This is a genomic window from Streptomyces sp. NPDC052040, assembly GCF_044548405.1.
Lineage (GTDB): Bacteria > Actinomycetota > Actinomycetes > Streptomycetales > Streptomycetaceae > Streptomyces.
Window position 1 is genome coordinate 1 of record NZ_JBIUBV010000019.1, and the last position, 16,507, is coordinate 16,507.

17 protein-coding genes are annotated in these 16,507 nt (G+C 65.8%); 5 read left to right on the forward strand and 12 right to left on the reverse strand.

Annotation, left to right across the window (positions count from 1 at the left end):
• Positions 1-653: 653 nt before the first annotated feature.
• From ACIHAA_RS27770 to ACIHAA_RS27780, 3 genes are all read right to left on the reverse strand, one after another.
• A complete protein-coding gene (locus ACIHAA_RS27770) occupies positions 654-1,490 on the reverse strand; it encodes a protein kinase (RefSeq protein WP_399821843.1) in 837 nt (278 codons plus the stop codon).
• A 69-nt stretch (positions 1,491-1,559) separates the two neighbouring features.
• Entirely contained in the window at positions 1,560-2,003 is a 444-nt protein-coding gene (locus ACIHAA_RS27775) for a hypothetical protein (RefSeq protein ID WP_399821845.1), read from the reverse strand.
• 244 nt (positions 2,004-2,247) lie between these two features.
• On the reverse strand, positions 2,248-2,490 hold the full coding sequence (locus ACIHAA_RS27780; protein WP_399821847.1) for a hypothetical protein: 243 nt from the start codon (positions 2,488-2,490) through the stop codon (positions 2,248-2,250).
• A gap of 107 nt (positions 2,491-2,597) precedes the next feature.
• Here ACIHAA_RS27780 and ACIHAA_RS27785 point away from each other — a divergent pair, with 107 nt between their 5' ends.
• Together ACIHAA_RS27785 and ACIHAA_RS27790 are read left to right on the forward strand one after the other, a co-directional pair.
• On the forward strand, positions 2,598-3,341 hold the full coding sequence (locus ACIHAA_RS27785) for a helix-turn-helix domain-containing protein (protein WP_399821849.1): 744 nt from the start codon (positions 2,598-2,600) through the stop codon (positions 3,339-3,341).
• 2 nt (positions 3,342-3,343) lie between these two features.
• Positions 3,344-3,814 (forward strand): NUDIX domain-containing protein, encoded by a 471-nt coding sequence (locus tag ACIHAA_RS27790; protein ID WP_399821852.1) that lies wholly within the window; start codon positions 3,344-3,346, stop codon positions 3,812-3,814.
• Positions 3,815-3,919: 105 nt separating this feature from the next.
• On the opposite strand, the gene ACIHAA_RS27795 is transcribed toward ACIHAA_RS27790, so the two are convergent.
• The 9 genes from ACIHAA_RS27795 to ACIHAA_RS27835 all read right to left on the reverse strand — a co-directional run bounded on the left by ACIHAA_RS27795 (position 3,920) and on the right by ACIHAA_RS27835 (position 12,889).
• Positions 3,920-5,815: a hypothetical protein gene (locus ACIHAA_RS27795; protein ID WP_399821855.1), complete on the reverse strand. Its 1,896-nt coding sequence runs from the start codon at positions 5,813-5,815 to the stop codon at positions 3,920-3,922.
• On the reverse strand, positions 5,812-6,336 hold the full coding sequence (locus ACIHAA_RS27800) for a hypothetical protein (protein WP_399821857.1): 525 nt from the start codon (positions 6,334-6,336) through the stop codon (positions 5,812-5,814). The genes ACIHAA_RS27795 and ACIHAA_RS27800 overlap by 4 nt, the downstream gene beginning before the upstream one ends.
• Complete coding sequence (locus ACIHAA_RS27805; RefSeq protein ID WP_399821859.1) at positions 6,329-7,501, reverse strand: dsDNA nuclease domain-containing protein; 1,173 nt, start codon at positions 7,499-7,501, stop codon at positions 6,329-6,331. Before ACIHAA_RS27805 ends, ACIHAA_RS27800 begins: the two co-directional genes overlap by 8 nt.
• 449 nt (positions 7,502-7,950) lie before the next feature.
• A complete protein-coding gene (locus ACIHAA_RS27810) occupies positions 7,951-8,310 on the reverse strand; it encodes an ASCH domain-containing protein (RefSeq protein WP_399821861.1) in 360 nt (119 codons plus the stop codon).
• Between the two features lie 15 nt (positions 8,311-8,325).
• On the reverse strand, positions 8,326-9,147 hold the full coding sequence (locus ACIHAA_RS27815; RefSeq protein ID WP_399821863.1) for a hypothetical protein: 822 nt from the start codon (positions 9,145-9,147) through the stop codon (positions 8,326-8,328).
• 227 nt (positions 9,148-9,374) lie between these two features.
• Positions 9,375-9,590, reverse strand: coding sequence for a hypothetical protein (locus tag ACIHAA_RS27820; RefSeq protein ID WP_399821865.1), 216 nt, complete (start codon positions 9,588-9,590; stop codon positions 9,375-9,377).
• A 280-nt stretch (positions 9,591-9,870) separates the two neighbouring features.
• Positions 9,871-11,100: a helix-turn-helix domain-containing protein gene (locus ACIHAA_RS27825; protein ID WP_399821867.1), complete on the reverse strand. Its 1,230-nt coding sequence runs from the start codon at positions 11,098-11,100 to the stop codon at positions 9,871-9,873.
• Positions 11,101-11,297: 197 nt separating this feature from the next.
• Complete coding sequence (locus ACIHAA_RS27830) at positions 11,298-12,011, reverse strand: GntR family transcriptional regulator (protein ID WP_399821870.1); 714 nt, start codon at positions 12,009-12,011, stop codon at positions 11,298-11,300.
• Between the two features lie 56 nt (positions 12,012-12,067).
• Entirely contained in the window at positions 12,068-12,889 is an 822-nt protein-coding gene (locus ACIHAA_RS27835) for an alpha/beta fold hydrolase (protein ID WP_399821872.1), read from the reverse strand.
• A 172-nt stretch (positions 12,890-13,061) separates the two neighbouring features.
• Between ACIHAA_RS27835 and ACIHAA_RS27840 the strand changes: the two genes are divergently transcribed.
• From ACIHAA_RS27840 to ACIHAA_RS27850, 3 genes are all read left to right on the forward strand, one after another.
• A complete protein-coding gene (locus tag ACIHAA_RS27840) occupies positions 13,062-13,946 on the forward strand; it encodes a DUF2797 domain-containing protein (RefSeq protein ID WP_399821874.1) in 885 nt (294 codons plus the stop codon).
• A 159-nt stretch (positions 13,947-14,105) separates the two neighbouring features.
• Positions 14,106-14,846 carry a response regulator transcription factor gene (locus ACIHAA_RS27845; protein ID WP_399821876.1) on the forward strand — a complete coding sequence of 247 codons (741 nt, stop codon included), beginning with the start codon at positions 14,106-14,108 and terminating at the stop codon, positions 14,844-14,846.
• Entirely contained in the window at positions 14,843-16,507 is a 1,665-nt protein-coding gene (locus ACIHAA_RS27850) for an ATP-binding protein (RefSeq protein ID WP_399821878.1), read from the forward strand. Before ACIHAA_RS27845 ends, ACIHAA_RS27850 begins: the two co-directional genes overlap by 4 nt.

The following is a 16,507-nucleotide window of genomic DNA, read 5'->3' on the forward strand; positions in this document are numbered from 1 at the left end:
GCGGGGGGCTAGGGGGGCGCGGGGGGTGCCCCGCCCCCCTAGGTTTTTGTTGGCCTGGTCCCCGGTGAAACCGGCGCCCCGCCTCGGGGGGCCCGCGCGCGGGGGCGGCCTGGGGCCGCCGCCGCTCCTTGTCTCCGCCACCGCTCCGGCGGCCCCCACCCGCTCAGCGCGCAGCACCGCCGATGCGGACAGCCAGAGCAGGAAGCAACCCGACCAGTCCGAGCGCCAGAACCAGGCCGACACCGACCAAGCGAGACCCTGCCACCCCGACCGACCCACGCTCCGCAGCCGACAGAACTCAAAGCCGCAGGCACGCCGATGCTCCAAGACTCTGGTCGCCAACGCCCAGGCCGGGAGAGGGCCGAGGGCCGTGACGAGTGGACGAGGCGTGGCTGAGACCGGCGGGGGGTTGCTGGAGACACACGTGACGAGTGCTCGTTCGGCGCACCCGCCGTCGTGGCTGACTTTCGGTGGCTCAGGCCAGAACACCTCTCCAACTCGGAGCCGAGGTTGCAGCAACACCCGAATTCGAGCACGCCAACCGCCCCGGTACCATCGGCACCGGGGTCCTGAACAGGGATTCCGCGACCGGGCCACCCTGAATGCTGTCCAGGCGGAGGGGTGGTCCGGTCTTCTGCTTGTGGGTCTAAGGCTTAGCTGAGGGCCTTACCGACCTCGTAGATCGTGGGCCTGTCTTCGGGCGCCGAGCTGAGCATGGCGTCGATCAGTTCGCCCAGCTCGCCGTGCACCCGCACTGGTCGGCGTTTGCCACTCGCAACGGCTCGTCTCTGCTCAGGGCGGGATGCGTCGTCCGGGTACTCGACGGCTCGCCAGCCCGTAGCGGAAATGAGCAGGGACGCGCCGAGCGCGTACACGTCGGCTTCCTGCGTCGCCTCGGCCTCTCCGGTCGCAAGCACGCTGCGCGCGATCTCCGGCGCTTCGTAGTGGACGAGGCAGCCGCGGAACGGGAAGTCGTACCACTCGGGGATGTGCCCACCCCGGGCCAAAGCCAGGTCGATGAGGTGCGTGCGCTCCGGTCCGATGATGAAGTGCGCGGGTTGAACGTCGCCGTGGGCCCAGCCCTTGGCGTGCAGTTCGGCCAGTGCCTCTACGCAGCCGAGGGCCACGCTGATGTGCGGTTCAGTACGAGAGTCCGGCTCACGACAGGGCTTCCAGAGTTCGTAGAGGTCGGGCCCCTCGCGCCACGGCTGGAAGTTCCAGGTGCCCCGCTCCCACTCACCGTACGCGAAGTCGTTGAAGCCGATCCGATACAGCACGGCGCCTTCGCGTGCGGGGGCCAGCGCTGTCCAGGGTTGGGCGGGCCAGTCGGCCGTAGCCTCGATCGGATATCCGACCTTCACGGCGTATTGCCCTCGATGGCTCTCAACCTCCCAGACCATGGAGCCCCGGCGATTGACAACCAGGCGCTGAGCCTTGGGCATGAGCGCATCGGCCACGACGATCGGCAGTTCAGGGGGTGTCCCGGACAACGTCAGTTCTCCTTCCGGGCAACGCGGCCGACCCCAATTGAGGTCGACCGCGCCGCTGGTGTCGTGTCGCTACGCCTGACCGTACGGACGGCCGCAGTCCGAGTCGCACTGTGCGAGGTTGGTGCCGTCCACGGTCCAGAGGTCGTCGAAGACCATGAACCCGGCCGCCTTCATCGCGTGCGCGGAGGCGGCGACCATCTCCGGGTCACGCCCGCCACCGCCCGGCTTCGGGTTGTGGTGGAGGAAGCGGCCGGCGAACCGCTGGCACAGGTCGGCGTACTCCTTCGTATGCAGGATGAGCGCGTGCAGACCGAGGTCCACGTCGTCCGACGGGACCATGGGGACGGTTGCGGTCGCGGCGGCGACCACGAAGGCCACCGCCTGGTCCGCGATCCGCTCTGCCCGGTCGGAGGACTGCCCGTTGTGGAGGACCACGAAGTGCGTGAGGCTCTCGAACAGCTCCTCACCGGCCACCATGCGCCCGGTCTTCTGGTCGTTGGCCGTTGCCGTCATGCGAATGCTCCTTGATTGTCTCTGTGGTCTGGTACTTGCGCCCGCACCGGTCGTCGAGGCGTGGCCTTTGACAGGCGGGGCCTAGAAGACCCCCCGAACGGGGAAGGGGAGCCAAGGGATGTGGCACCCCATTCGGGGCGGCCGGTCTACTGGCTGATACCGAAGGCCATGCCGATCACCAGGCCACACGACCCGCTGATCACGATGACGAACAGAACCCCCGCGTACCGGCCGATGGCGCGCATCACAGCCCGCCCCGGCTGTTGCCGTTCTTGATGGCAAGTCGGGCGCTCAGTTCCTCCCTTGCAGGCGGTGCCACCACGTCGTCCGGCATGGCATCCCACTCGATGCCGCCACCAACGGGTCTCATCTGCACCCGGGCGCCGACCTCCGCCATGACGACGCCGATACGGCCGGTGGCAGTGTCCTTCGCCAGTTCACCGATGCCTGGTCTGGTCTGCTGGTTGCTCGCCATGCGAACGAGCATCCTGCCGCTCATCGGGACGTCGGAACCACCGCAGAACACCAGTTGGGGACGTCCCGCATCGGGTAGAACGTCCCTGGTGCCGTCCCCAGGTCTTAGGAGAGATTGAAATGCCGAACGAGAGGTTACGAGCTGCCATGGCAGCTGGCGGCTGGACGTATAGCGCCCTCGCGGACAAGGTCGAAGTCGATCCCAAGTCGATCGAACGATGGGTCAACCAGGGGCGAACACCACGTCGTGCAACCGCCATGCTGGCAGCGGAAACGCTAGGGGAAGACGTGCACGCTCTATGGCCCGCGCTCCGGCAGGCTCGCCCTGCCCGCGCTGTCAGTCCGGAACTGGTGGCTCTGTACGACAAGCGGGCGGACATCCCCGTGTCCACCCTTGTGGACATGCTGGCCCAAGCCCGCGCGCACATTGACGTGTTGGTGTACGCAGCCGTCTTCCTGCATGAGGCGTATCCGCGGCTCAATGACTTGCTGCGGGAGCGAGCTGCGGACGGGTGTGCAGTGCGAATCGCGATCGGTGACCCGGACAGTCCAAACGTGCAACAGCGCGGCGAGGAGGAGCGGTTCGGGCACGGAATCGAGTCCCGATGCCGACTTGCACTCATGCACTACCGCCCCCTTGCCGGGGTACCTGGCATCGAGGTGCGGACTCATGCGACCACGCTCTACAACTCGATCTATCGTGCGGATGACCAGGCGTTGGTCAACGCCCACGTGTGGGGCGTGAACGCTTACGGCGCCCCGGTGTGGCACCTCCGCCGCAGCGAACCGGGCGGGATGTTCGACACCTACGCCAGCAGCTTCGACGCTGTATGGGACACCGCAACACCAGTAAGGGAAGAGTGACCGTGGCACGGACCGAGTACTACGACGACCCGGCGGCACCTGAGCCAAACAGCATGGTGGTCGCCGCGTCCGCCGTGGTTACCGACGACGAAGGGCGCCTGCTCTTGCAGCTCCGGCGGGACAACGACCTTTGGGCTCTCCCCGGCGGCGGCATGGAGATGGCCGACTCACTTCCTGGCACTGCCGTCCGGGAGGTGAAGGAGGAGACGGGTCTGGACGTGGAGATCACCGGGCTCGTGGGCACGTACACCGACCCTCGCCACGTCATCGCCTACTCGGACGGCGAGGTGCGCAGACAGTTCAACGTCTGCTTCACCGCCCGCGTGGTCGGCGGCCAACTCGCGATCTCGGAGGAGTCAACGGAGCTGCGGTTCGTCCCGCCGGAGGAGATTGAGCAACTGCCGATGCACCACACGCAGCGGCTGCGGATCGGTCACTTCCTGGAGCATCGTGATGTGCCGTACCTCGGCTGATGCGCACGGTACAACCGGCAGTCTGTGGTGTGAACGCATGCTGTGACTGTGATTACGGGTGGTGTGGCTGTCGTGTGATCAGGACCGCGCCATCCAGAAGGCTCGTCATGGTGACTCAGGATCGGCCAGTTCATCTTCCTGCGTGGCAGGTACGAACCGCTCAGTATCCGAGAGCTGTAGTGCGATATGGACACCATCAATCGGTGGCGGATCATTGTCTGTGACAATGATCTGAAGCTCGTCGGGATGATCAAGCGTTGCCTGGTAGAGGGTTCGATAGACGTTACGGAGTCTTTCTAGATCGACACCCTCATGTCCTACGTTGCTCCCCACACCGTCAATGATGAGGATGTTGGGTAGGAGACTGTCCGAATCTTCCAGCGAAACCATTTGATGTGCCAAAACATGGGCGACGTTTACTAGAACGGAGACGCCTTGAGATTGCAGTTTATTGAACGGGCGTCCATCTACGACTGGCAGGTAAGTCTTTCGATCAATGTATGAGGCTGCGCTATTGTCGAAACGGGGTACATCGAATTCGCGTAGAACAGCTTCGAAAGCCTCATCGAGTCGGACCAGTCGTGCGGCTACTGCAGGATCGCTGTGACGAGTCTTTTCGATTTCGCTCGTTACCTGATCCCGTTGACGCTCAAGTCTGGCGACGCGTTCGGTCTGGTCTGCGAGGCGCAAATGTAGCTTCAAGGCGTCTTCGATGCCGGCGAGGTGCTCTTCGAGGCGAGCTTCATTAGCGGCCTGACTTCTGATTGTATCGGCGTAGTCCGTCAAAAATGACGAGGCTGCCTGGTCAAGCTGCTCTCCCGCCTTTCTCCTGATCTCGGCTTGATGAATACGAGCCTGGCCAAGTTGCTTCAAGCGCTCCTCGCTACGCTCAATTAGCCGTTCGGTCTCTGCGACTTGCTCGATCACACGGTCCTGCTCCGCAGCAAGTGTGCTTGGCGATGGTTTGCGAGGTGGTTCTTGCAAGCAGAGGCGACAAGTGTCGTCATCGCCGCGTTCTGGCACCGCAGCACCGCAACGAGGGCAACTGTGGAACTCAAAGTCGTTGAGCAGCCGTTCTGCGATCAGGGCGCGAGTCAGACGACGACTCTGGGCTACCAGTTGATCCCGAAGGTTCGTCAAGGATTCCAGTGATGCAGTCTCTGCCTGAACGCGTTCATCAATTGCGCTGAGCTGAGCATCTGCTTGAGCGACTGACTGTCGCAGTTGCACAGTTCGTGGGTCAGTACTGCTTGCTGACAGCGTGCGGCTAGATGCTCGCACGCGTTCGAGCCGGCTCACCGTGTCGGTCTGCTCCATCTCCAATTGCGCACGTGAGGCAAATGGGGTCTCTGCCAGAATACGTTCCAACGTATCCGCATCCACAGTTAGAGCGTTTAGTTGAGAAATGACCTTTCGAAGCTGTTCGCGCAGCTCTGCGGATTTGGGTGAGTAGAGGCCGTAGAGGATCTCGAAGACGTATTTGCGCTTGATGTTTTTACTGTAGTTGTCCGGAGTTCCGAAAACTGACGTGTCGATCTCTTGCTGACGCAAGAGGCAGTACATCAAGTAGTCGCTGATTGAGACTGGCGTAAGATCGCTGGTGTCTTTGGTGGGCGCTTTCGGGACGCGAACTCGTGGTAGGCCGAGCTGATCCAATAGCCAGTCGCGGAAGGTCAGATCGTAGCCAGGTTCCAGTTGTGATACTGGGAGTCGCCAAGCGTTCTGTGAACCAATCTCGGCGATTTCAACTTTGGCGGTCGGTGTCGTCACAAGACGCCGAATGATGCGGAATTTTCGATCCCCGATCCGAACGGTGCCGCCCACGGTTCGGCCTTCGAGTTCGGGAACGACATCAACCTTTCCACCGAGCAAGGCTCGAAGACAACTCACCGCAGCAGTCTTGCCGCCGCTCATGCCACCTGTAATGGCGTTCATGCCAGGGCTGAAATCGACAGATCGCGTAGTGCCGACGAGCGTTAGGTTCTCGACTGCAAGTCTCATAGCGGCGTTCCCAACTCGGCGTCAACGATATCTGGAAAGTTTTCGTAGATCAGGTCGCGAAGCTTCACTCCGGAGTAGTTCAAGTGGCGTTTGAGGAGTCGAGCTCGAGCCTTTACGGGACGCCAGCTGTCTGTATCATCTAGAGCGCTGGAGACTTCCCTTCCAGATTCTGTTGTGCGATACGCAGCGTTTCCCTTTTCCATTGTTGCTTCAATCAAGCCTTTACCCATCAAAGCACCAAGGAGGCCATAGTAGGTTGGATCCCATGGGCCGTATCTGTATCTGATCATTCGTTGCTCGATAGCGCCTGTTAGCCAAGGGTTATCACCGAGATCGATGTCGATCTTTCGGTTGCGCAGCAACTGTTCTAGGCGATCTGGGTAACGCAGCAGGAAGTCGAGTTTTGCAAGCTTCATTCTGCCCTCAAGTGCCTCGGTCCCGCGAGTCCCGGAGAACACATCAATGAGCAGCAGGAGTCGTGCTTGTGCGTCCGCAGAGGGGGCGGTAATTGAACTAGTCATTGACGCTTCCCCATCCGAAGTTGCATGCGTCGGAAAGAGAGCAGGCGCGCCCCATCAAGAGCATTCCGTCTTTACCATACAGAGGGTTGCGATCGTAGGATTCAGCCTGGCTGGTAAGTTTATCCAGCAAGGTTGAGAAGATGGTGTCAGCGGGGCTGGGACGGACCCCGCTATGGAGAGCAACAACTGTCCGTGCGGCAATCAGCAGTCGCTGGTCCAAGTCTTCCTCTAGCTTGTCGTCGCCTTTCCAGGTTCCCATTGCTTCTTCAGTCAGTCTGTAACTATCGGCGTTTGCGCGTAGAAGTTGGGCGTTTTCGATGATTCCGGCAGATGCTACTCCGGCCCGCATTTTTCGAACAAGTGGCGTCTGGATTTGTGTAAGGTCTTGTGTGATTCGCTGCAATAGTACGTGATCTGGTCTCAGCAGCCGACGTTGAATGTCTGCGACGCTGGACGCTGTGATCCTTTTTTGTAGAACTCTTTCTTCAGGTTCTGGCGCAGTGATTAGCGATGGCCAGCGGGGGCCTAGTTTTCCCTGCATGGCTTCGCGGGCACGTCGGGTAAGCTCGTCATAAAGCGCCTTAACTTCAGCGCCTACGAGTTGCGGGCCCAGCTCGCCAAGTGCTGAGATGTTTCTGCTCTCGATGTCGATGCGCCGAGGTAGCTGCTGAATGCGCACCAGTGGCAGGAACGTGGCCGCCTCTTCTGGCGTAATCTTCACTCGCCTTGCTATTCGCTTGAGGCGGGCCTCTTTTTCGGCTCCGCGTCCACGAGCCAGCGCCTGGACATCCTCGTCGCCGGGGTCCATTAGGCCTTCCAGGCCGGCAGTGAGACAGTACGTGAGCCCCAAGTCGCGTACTGCCTTATGAGTCCGCCAGAGGCTTGCCAGCGGCTTTGCATCGAGAACTGCGGATAGACCCCACGGGTCGGGGCTCTCGCGTGTCTTGATCTGCTGGAAATCCCAGTGCACATCTCCGTTGGGAGTGCCAGGCGGAGTCGTGGCTACAACGATGTCCTCAATGTGTTCGCATGTAACGTGGAGCACACCAGTGCCGGCAAGCATCTGGAGCACCGAACGCAAGGTGGCGTGCGCCTGGTACTCGAAGCGCTCCACGGTGACTGAGCCGGAGTCATCTGGAGCGTCCGTGTCTATGGGGTCCGCCACGTAACCTCCAGGTCACCCGCTGCTGATCGTGTAGGACGCAGCGTATCTGTGGAGCATCTGGCAAGGAACTGGTTCAGCAGACTCTTTGATCTGTTGCTGCCATGCCTGCCCTGAGGACTGTTCTGGCGATGGCTGCGGCTTAGGGATGACGGCAGCCTTGACGGCAACGGCGACACGCACAGGCTGTCCAGCACAACTGTCAGCGATCACGGCGGACGATTACGGAAGCCCTGCAGATGAGCCCGCCCGATCCTACGGATCAGAAGGTTGCAGGTTCGAATCCTGCCGAGTGCACATCAGATCAGAGGCCCCGGAGAGATCCGGGGCCTCTGGCATTTCAAGGTCGTACAGCACTGCTGTCGTCCCGTGGCGCGCTTCGGGTCCTTGCCCTGCGCGCAGCTCTGGCGGATGCCGGCCAGTTCGGTCAGCCACCGGGCCCTTCGGGGGCCTTACTGGGGCAGCAGCTCGACTTCGATGGCAAGTGCGCCGAGGGCTTCCTTCTCCGCGGGGTAGATCTCGCGGATGTTGGCGAGCTGCTGCTCGCGGGAGGAGGCCGGATTGACGTTCGCTGGACCCTCCTCGTCGAGCAGTTCCTCGAACGTCTTGTACTCCGTGACCTGCTTCACCAGGACGTCACACGTCTCGTCTGTGCCCTTGATGCGGAAGCGGATGACGTCTCCGGCGGCCAGGTCTTCGAGGTGGGGATACTTCACCCGCACTTCGATCGTCTTCTGACCGGCAGCGACGAGGTCGAAGTACCGGCGGTAGAGGTTCAGTTCGTGAACGCGCGCGGCGGCTGTTTCCGTCATCGGGCGGGAGCGCTCCTAGTTTGTTGTAGTGGAGATGAGTCGGCCGAGTTCACCGGCCGAGTACGAACGGTAGAAGTGACGAGGGTCCGCGAGTAACACGTCGGTCACACCGAGCAAGCAGTCGACGTAGTCAGCCAACGAGCCAGGCCACTCCCGGGTGTCGAGCATCCATGGGGCCGCCCCGTCGGGCAATGGTGCGCGCCCCTCGCGGATCAGGGACTTGGACAGCTTCGCGCCCGTGTCCGCGACCACCTGGGGGCAGAACAGCCGGGCGGGCAACTGCCCGCGGGTGAGGCCGACCGCCTGTAGGGCACCGTCGACGAGGATGCCGGACGACGGGGACAGGTACCAGCGGGCAGCGTCCATGCGGGGCAGGACGCGCAGCCAGGTGCGCCGGAAGCGCTGGGCCGCTTGCTGCTGGGTGTACGTCTCGACCGAGAACGGCACCTTCAGCCGCTCAGAAAGGGCGGTGAACAGGGGTCGGTAAAGCGTGTCGATCTGCTCGGCGATGCCGGCCGCGCCGAGGGCGTGAGCGTAGGCGCGCTGGTAGCGGTGACCGCTCGCCTTGTCGGTGACGATGGCGTACGGGGCGTTGTCGAGAGCACCGAACTGCACCACGGCAGGGACGCCGAACCGGTCCCGGATGCGGGCCGCCGTGGCGAAGGTGAGCGCCTGGACCAGGGACGTTCCGATGTGCGGGGCTCCGTTGATCTGCGTTCCCACCGTGAACACGATCCGCTCGGGTTCCGCGTTGACGATGTGCGGCCTGAGCAGGTCTTCCGCACTCGTGAGCGCGTTGGCGAGCACGGTGTTCGGCGATACGGGATGGGTGATCACCGCGTCTTCCCCTCGGTAGATGGGCAGGGCAGCGCCGCAGAGCGGCGGGTGTGCTTCAGCGCGGGGCCCAACGGGCGGCGAGGCGCGGAGAACGGCCACGACAACGTGGCGAGTGGGTCTCGCGGGTGCCGCTGAGGTTGTGGGCGGTCGCTTCACAGCGGAAGGTCATGGGTGACCGCATCGAGACACGTGCAGAAGCGGCGGGGCGGGCATCAGCACGGCCGGGCTCACCGCGCGAGCTCCCGTGCCGATTCCCTCGCGGCGATGAGCTGTGTGAACTGGATGGAGTACAGCTCAACCTGCGCCGGGGTGAGGACGAGCACTGTCTCGCAGGTGCCGCCGTCCTCGTAGTGCACGGTGACGGGCAGACCGGCCTGCTGCGCACGATGGTCGTATAGGGCATCGCGCCTCATCGGCGTGACGTGCGTGACCGGGACAGGCACCGTACGCAGCGTGCTTCCGTCGGACCTGGCCCGCCAGTCCGCGCCGCCACCAGGAGGTCGCAGTTGGTACGACGCTGACGCATCGCTGGGGAGGGCGACGACCACTCCGATCTCGCCGTCCCGCGCAAGGTCGAGAGCGAGGTCACCCAGGCGGGGGTGGAACGGGACGCCAGCGAATAACTGGACGCCCCGTGTGGGTAGTTGCTTCGCGGTTCGTTCGGCCATGCTCCGAAGTTAGGGAGGTCTTCCCCGCCGAATATGAGCCGCAGGAATACGACCCTCAGCCGTCCAGGTGGAAGCGGTCCGACATGCGGCGCAGCTTCTCGCGGGTGCTCGTTCGCTCGGCGTACACGACGCTGCGCAGGGTTGACCGGGCGATGGGGTGATTACGGATGAGCTGGGGGGCGATGCGCTCGGCCATCTCCAGTTCGCTCAGCGCCTTGTCGCGGTTCCCGTCCCACAGCCAGGCTCGCGCCAGGTCCATGTGGTGGTGACTGCGGCGGGAGTTGGGAAGCGCCTCGATCGCCGCCGGGTGCATGCGCCGGTTTATCGACAGAGCCCGCCTTTGTTCGTGCATCTCCAGGGCGACGCTGATCGCGTGGATCTGCACGTTGCCCGGCGAGAACGTCAGGCTGTGGCGGTCGTACACCGGAGGACTCTCGGTCTGCGACATCCGGCCGGACGCGGTCCACGCGTGCTTGATACGGTCCCGGGCCTCCGCGCGGCGGCCAGCTCGCGCGGCGGAAACGGCGGCGCGCAGTTGGAGCGTTCCCCACGCCCGCACGGCGAGTGGATCACCCCGCTCGTATTCCTGCTGCACGCTGCGGATGGCCTTGTCGGAGAGGGCGAGGGCGTCGTCCCAGTCGGCCGTGGCCCACATGTCCCAGACGCGCATCCAGTCGGCGACGGCGGGCATCACGGGATCTGCGGACTGACGGGCGGACCAGGCGGCCCTTTCACACGCCATGGCGACAAGCTCAGGGTGACCGAGGGCGTGTGCGGCCGTATGGGCGAACTTGCAGCACACCGCGTAGATCGCGTATGCCTCCTCCCGCTCGTGCCCCGTGGAGACCTCGGCCAGAGCGCGCGTCTCGCGGAACAGGTCGGGAAGCACCTCCATGATCGCCACGTTGGCAGCAGCATCACGGAGCCGGTGAAGCCGGGTTGTCTCCTGCCACAACTGCTGGGTGGGACGGGGGGGGCCGTCGAAGACGGGGGTGAGGTCGTACCGGCGCAGCTCACGCAGGATCGCCGAGGCAGCGGCCTGCCACTGATTCTCGGCGGGAGAGCTGTTGTAGGGCCGCCCGATCAGATCGTTCGGATGTACGTGCAACTCCGAGGCGATCAGGTTGAGCAGGCCGACGCGGTCCAGCTCGATCTGTCCGCGTTCCATCTTGGACACCCAGCCCTGCGTCTTGCCGAGGGCGGCGGCGAGGTCGGCCTGGGGCATCCCTAGACGGAGCCGCGCGCGGCGTACGCGACGGCCGATCTCTTCGGCTTCTTCCAGCATCAGCGCGCCCCCTCAGAAGTGGGGCGCCAGCGGTCCAGCAGGCGGCGAGGCATCGTGCTCCATCCGTCGAGGCTTCTGCTGTGACGGTACCCAGGCTGCGTGCCGGATGTGGAGAGCTGGAGGTGAGCAGCACGGTAGCGCGTACGAGGCAAGGACGCCGACGGCCCTCCTGGGCAGGAGACCGCTCTTCGGCGGTTTCAGGAGACCCGGATGCTGGCCTCGGCGATCGACGCGCTGGAAATGAGCGCGTCGATGATCTGGCTCTGTGAGGCCCGGGTCCGGATCTCCATGGCCTTCCGGGCCGCAGCAGGATCACGCTCCCGGATGGCGTCCAGAATCGCCTGCCGCTCCTGCGCTGCCGATGTCGAGAAGGCGAGCGACTTCAAGGTGATCCGCACGATGCGTTCGAGCTCGTCGAAGACTTGAGTGATCGACTGCGCCAGCATGTCGTTCCCGCACCTGTTGGCGATGATGGCGTCGAACTCGAAGTTGGAGCGGAGAAAGGCGTTGACGCTCTCCGCGTTCCCCAACTCGTAAGTCATGGTGAGGAGTTCTTCCATCCGGGCAAGATCGTCGTCCGGGCAGCCTAGCTCCGCCGCCAGCCCGGCGGCTTCGGTTTCCAGCAGCTGCCGGAAGGCGCAGAGATCCCGCGCCCCCTTCAGAGTCACGGGCAGGACGCGGTAACCCGAGCGGGGCAGCGCCTGGACCAGCCCGTCGCGCTGCAACCGGGTCAGGGCTTCCCGCACCGGCATCGCGCCGACCCCCGCCAGCTGTGTCAGCTCCGTCTTGGTGACATGGGCGCCCGGCTCAATCTCCAGTTCGATGATCCGCCGCTTGATCGCAAGGTATGCGCGTTCGGTGGCGTTCAGGCCGGAGTGGCTCGTGCTGAGGATGGCCGGGAGATACTTCACCCCTTCATTTTAGTTCATTCTAGCAGTCTGTGATCTTACAACCTTTCTCTTAGATCTCAGGAATGGGCCTTCATGAAATCGTCCGTGATCTGTGCAGCCCACTCCGGGTTCTCGAACGGCGGGTAATGGCCGATGTCGGGCACCCTCAGCAGTCGCGCCACCGGGCCCATCTCCGCGACCGTGGCATCGACCAGCTCGTCCTGTACGAGGAAGTCGTCGGTGCCCTGGACGATCAGGACCGGGCACCGCACATCGCCGAGCCGCCCGCGCAGATCGTGGGAGGCCCACGCCTGGCCGTCGAGCTTCCCGGCCTGCTGGGAGGTGCTGCGTTGCAGCCACCTCAGCTCTGTTTCCTGCTCGGGGGTCAGTTTCTTGCTCGCCGAGGCCACCGCCGCATGCTCGAGGTGATCGGTCCACCCTGCGTCGGGCGCGGCCGTCCGGCCGGACAGCATTGCGGCGGCCTCGGCCGACAGCGGTGTCCACGACGCCGCCTGCATCGAGACGACACCTCGATAGTGCTCACCGTGGTGAGCGGCGAGATCCAGGGCGGTGAGGCCTCCCACGGAGGCGCCGAGCACGAAGGGCGACTCTCCGGGCAGCACCGCTTTCACGAACGCGTCCACGAATTCCGCATGGTCGTGTATGGACGCCCCGGGCTTCCACTGTGCGGGGTAGGAACGGCAGTGCCCGGGAAGGTCGGGCGCGATCGCGCGGTATCCGCGCTCGGCGAGCAGCGGCAGGAGATGCCTGTAGATCCGGGAGTCCGTGGCCCCCGGGTGAATCAGCACGATTGGGGTGCCTTCCCCGGCCTCGTCGAAATAGGTGCGCGCGTCATTGACCATGACATAGCGGCCTGTGATCGGTTCGAAGTTCGTCATCGGCTCGACTCCTTGCTCGGTCGCGTGGGGGGAGAGTGGCGTCCCACCATGACGCGTTGATCAGGGGTGAGATACCAACTATAGAATCTGAGATATCAGATGTGCGGTCGGCCGGACGACGACGTCCCGGCCGTCTCTGGACTGTCAGTCCGGCCCCCTACGCTCGGTGGTGATGAGTCGGGTGTGGAGATGTGCGGGGCTGTCGTGGCGGGGCGGCGGGCCGGTGCTGCGATGGGAAGGGGGGCGGCGCAGTGGCCTTGAGCGGGGGAGGCGGGTCGCCTTCGCGGTCCCGGCGGGGAGTGCCCGGACCTGTGTGGGGGCGCGGGGGAACGACTGCCCGCTGCGGGCCGGGGTTTCGGGGCGGAGTACCGGGGCGCGGTGCGAGGAGTGCGCGCGGCTCGACCGGGCCCACTCGGTGGCCGCCGACACCGCGGCCGATGATCCGCGGCCGTACCGGGTGTATCTGGCCTGGTTCGGGCCCGGCATGGTCAAGGTCGGGATCACCGCGGCCGAGCGGGAGTCGGCGCGGCTGCTGGAGCAGGGCGCCGTCTGCTTCAGCTGGCTGGGGTGCGGGCCCCTGATGGCGGCGCGCCGCACCGAGGAGCTGCTGCGGGCCGCGCTGGGGGTCCCGGACCGGATTCCGTACGCCGACAAGCGCGCGGTGCGGGCCGCGCTGCCCCCGGCCGGGGAGCGGGCCGCCGAGGTGGCGGAGCTGCATGCGCGGGCGGTGGCGCTCGCCGGCTGGCCCGAGTCGCTGGAGCGGGCGCCGTTCCGGGCGGTCGACCACGGCGAGGTGTTCGGGCTGGCGGGGCCGGTGCGGATCGACGGGGTGGTGAGCGAGCTGGTCCCCGGCGGGGCGGTGAGCGGTGAGCTGCTGGCCGTCGCCGGGCCCGACCTCCATCTGGCCACCGGGCGCGGGGTCGTCGTCCTCGATTCGCGGCTGATCGGCGGGTGGGAGCTGACGGGGGCGGCCGACGGGGAGCTGACCGTGCCGGTCCGGGAGGTCGGAGGGGCGGTGGAGAAGGGGGAAACGGGGGTGCAGGACGGGCTGTTCTGAGGGGCGTTCAGGGGCTGTGCGGACAGGGGCGCTTCGGGTGGGGACGGGGGTGCGTCCGGGCTGCTCCCAGGACTTTCCTGAGAGGTGCCTGTGTGTTTCTCAGGGAAAACACAGACGGGTGAAAGGGCTCTCTCAGAGGGTGCGGACAAGGTGTCCACCATGACCACGACCTCGCCCCAGGGGCGCACCGAACTGCTGAGGCCGGACGGGAGCCCCGTCCGTGTGCTGGTGGTGGACGACGAGCTGTCGATCACCGAACTGCTCTCCATGGCCCTGCGGTACGAAGGGTGGCAGATCCGCAGTGCGGGGGACGGGCAGGGGGCGATCCAGAGCGCGCGGGACTTCCGGCCCGACGCCGTGGTGCTGGACATGATGCTTCCGGACATGGACGGCCTCAGCGTCCTGGGGCGGCTGCGCCGTGAACTGCCCGAGGTGCCGGTGCTCTTCCTGACCGCCAAGGACGCGGTGGAGGACCGGATCGCGGGCCTGACCGCGGGCGGGGACGACTATGTCACCAAGCCGTTCAGTCTGGAGGAGGTCGTGGCCCGGCTGCGCGGGCTGATCCGGCGCGCCGGTGCCGCGGACCGTCGTTCGGAGTCCGTGCTGGTCGTCGGCGACCTCACCCTGGACGAGGACAGCCACGAGGTGTCCCGGGGCGGGGACAACATCCACCTGACCGCAACCGAGTTCGAGCTGCTGCGCTTTCTGATGCGCAACCCGCGCCGGGTGCTCAGCAAGGCGCAGATCCTCGACCGGGTGTGGTCCTACGACTTCGGCGGCCAGGCCAATGTGGTCGAGCTGTACATCTCGTATCTGCGGCGCAAGATCGACGCCGGTCGCGAGCCGATGATCCACACCCGGCGCGGAGCCGGTTACCTGATCAAGCCAGCGGTGTCGTGAACGGGCGGCGGCGCCCGCGTACGCAGCGGCGGGGACGGCAGCCGCGCTCGCTGCGGACCCGGCTCGTCGTCTCGGCGGTCACCCTGATCGCCGTGGTGTGCGCGGTGATCGGCACGGTGACGACCATAGCGCTGAGCCAGCACCTGTATCAGCAGAAGAACGCCCAGGTCGTCGAGGCCGCCCGGCGCGCCGCCGGAGCGCCCAGGGGGGCACCGGAGGCGGTGCCGCCCGGCCCCGACGACCCCGGGGTGTCGCCGCCCGGGGCCTCCGCCCTGCCGGACTCGCCGAAGCTCGTCTCGACGGACGACAAACTCGACTTCATCGTCACCCGGGGAGGGGCGCAGGCCGGGACGGTCGCCGCGGTGGCCGACTCCGACGGCCGGATCGTCAAGGCGGCCGTCGCCGATCTGCGCAACGACAGCAGCGGCGGTTTCAAGGGCATCGTCCCCACCCGGCTCGACTCCGCGGGAGTGGCCGCGCTCGCCGCCGTGCCGAAGACGGGCATCCACACCGTGGACATACCGGGCCGGGGCGCATACCGGGTGACGTATCTGGAGGGCACCCGCGGCAACTACTACATCGGGCTGCCCACCTCCGACGTCACCGACAACATCGACACCCTCGTCGTGGTCGAGGTCAGTGTCACCGCCGCCGGTCTGGTCGCCGCCGGGATCGCCGGGTCCGTGCTGGTGGGGCTCGCCCTGCGGCCGCTGCGCAAGGTGGCCACGACCGCCACCCGGGTGTCCGAACTGCCCCTGCACACCGGCGAGGTCACCCTGAACGAGCGGGTGCCGGAGTCCGAGACCGACCCGCGCACCGAGGTCGGCCAGGTCGGTGCCGCACTCAACCGGCTCCTCGACCACATCCACGGCGCCCTGCACGCACGGCAGCAGAGCGAGATGCGGGTACGGCAGTTCGTCGCCGACGCCAGCCATGAGCTGCGCACCCCCCTCGCCTCCATCCGCGGCTACGCCGAGCTGACCCGGCGGGGACACGAGCAGACCGGGCCCGACACCCGGCACGCCCTCGGCCGGATCGAGTCCGAGGCCGGGCGGATGACCCTGCTCGTCGAGGACCTGCTGCTGCTCGCCCGGCTGGACGCGGGCCGTCCGCTGCGGTTCGAGCGGACCGACCTCGTCCCGCTCGTCGTGGACACGGTCAGCGACGCGCGCGCGGCGGGCCGGGACCACAACTGGCGGCTCGAACTGCCGGACGAGCCCGCGCTCGTCCTGGCGGACGCCGCACGCCTTCAGCAGGTGCTCGTCAATCTGCTCGCCAACGCCCGCTCCCACACCCCGCCCGGCACCACCGTCACCGCACGGGTCCGGCGGCGGGGGGCCCTGCTGTGTGTGGACGTCGAGGACGACGGCCAGGGCATCCCGCCCGAGCTGCTGCCCCATGTCTTCGAACGGTTCGCGCGCGGCGACTCGGCGCGCTCCCGGGCCACCGGCTCCACCGGACTCGGGCTCGCCATCGTGCAGGCCGTGGTCACCGCGCACGGCGGCGCGGTGACCGTCGAGAGCGCCCCCGGGCGGACGGTATTCACCGTGCAGGTGCCCGCGGCCGCCACGGACGGGCTCCCGGCCGTCCCCGGGGAGGGCGCGCCGCCATACTCACAGGCACACCACAGTGTCACCACACGGGTGCGACAGGGGACTTGA

What these genes read in the sequence shown, in the direction of transcription:
- ACIHAA_RS27825 (WP_399821867.1), bottom strand. Translation starts at nt 11,100, where the DNA reads ATGCTGGAAGAAGCCGAAGAGATCGGCCGTCGCGTACGCCGCGCGCGG.
- ACIHAA_RS27785 (WP_399821849.1), top strand. Translation starts at nt 2,598, where the DNA reads ATGCCGAACGAGAGGTTACGAGCTGCCATGGCAGCTGGCGGCTGGACG.
- ACIHAA_RS27840 (WP_399821874.1), top strand. Translation starts at nt 13,062, where the DNA reads ATGAGTCGGGTGTGGAGATGTGCGGGGCTGTCGTGGCGGGGCGGCGGG.
- ACIHAA_RS27835 (WP_399821872.1), bottom strand. Translation starts at nt 12,889, where the DNA reads ATGACGAACTTCGAACCGATCACAGGCCGCTATGTCATGGTCAATGAC.
- ACIHAA_RS27780 (WP_399821847.1), bottom strand. Translation starts at nt 2,490, where the DNA reads ATGCTCGTTCGCATGGCGAGCAACCAGCAGACCAGACCAGGCATCGGT.
- ACIHAA_RS27775 (WP_399821845.1), bottom strand. Translation starts at nt 2,003, where the DNA reads ATGACGGCAACGGCCAACGACCAGAAGACCGGGCGCATGGTGGCCGGT.
- ACIHAA_RS27845 (WP_399821876.1), top strand. Translation starts at nt 14,106, where the DNA reads ATGACCACGACCTCGCCCCAGGGGCGCACCGAACTGCTGAGGCCGGAC.
- ACIHAA_RS27800 (WP_399821857.1), bottom strand. Translation starts at nt 6,336, where the DNA reads ATGACTAGTTCAATTACCGCCCCCTCTGCGGACGCACAAGCACGACTC.
- ACIHAA_RS27795 (WP_399821855.1), bottom strand. Translation starts at nt 5,815, where the DNA reads ATGAGACTTGCAGTCGAGAACCTAACGCTCGTCGGCACTACGCGATCT.
- ACIHAA_RS27810 (WP_399821861.1), bottom strand. Translation starts at nt 8,310, where the DNA reads ATGACGGAAACAGCCGCCGCGCGCGTTCACGAACTGAACCTCTACCGC.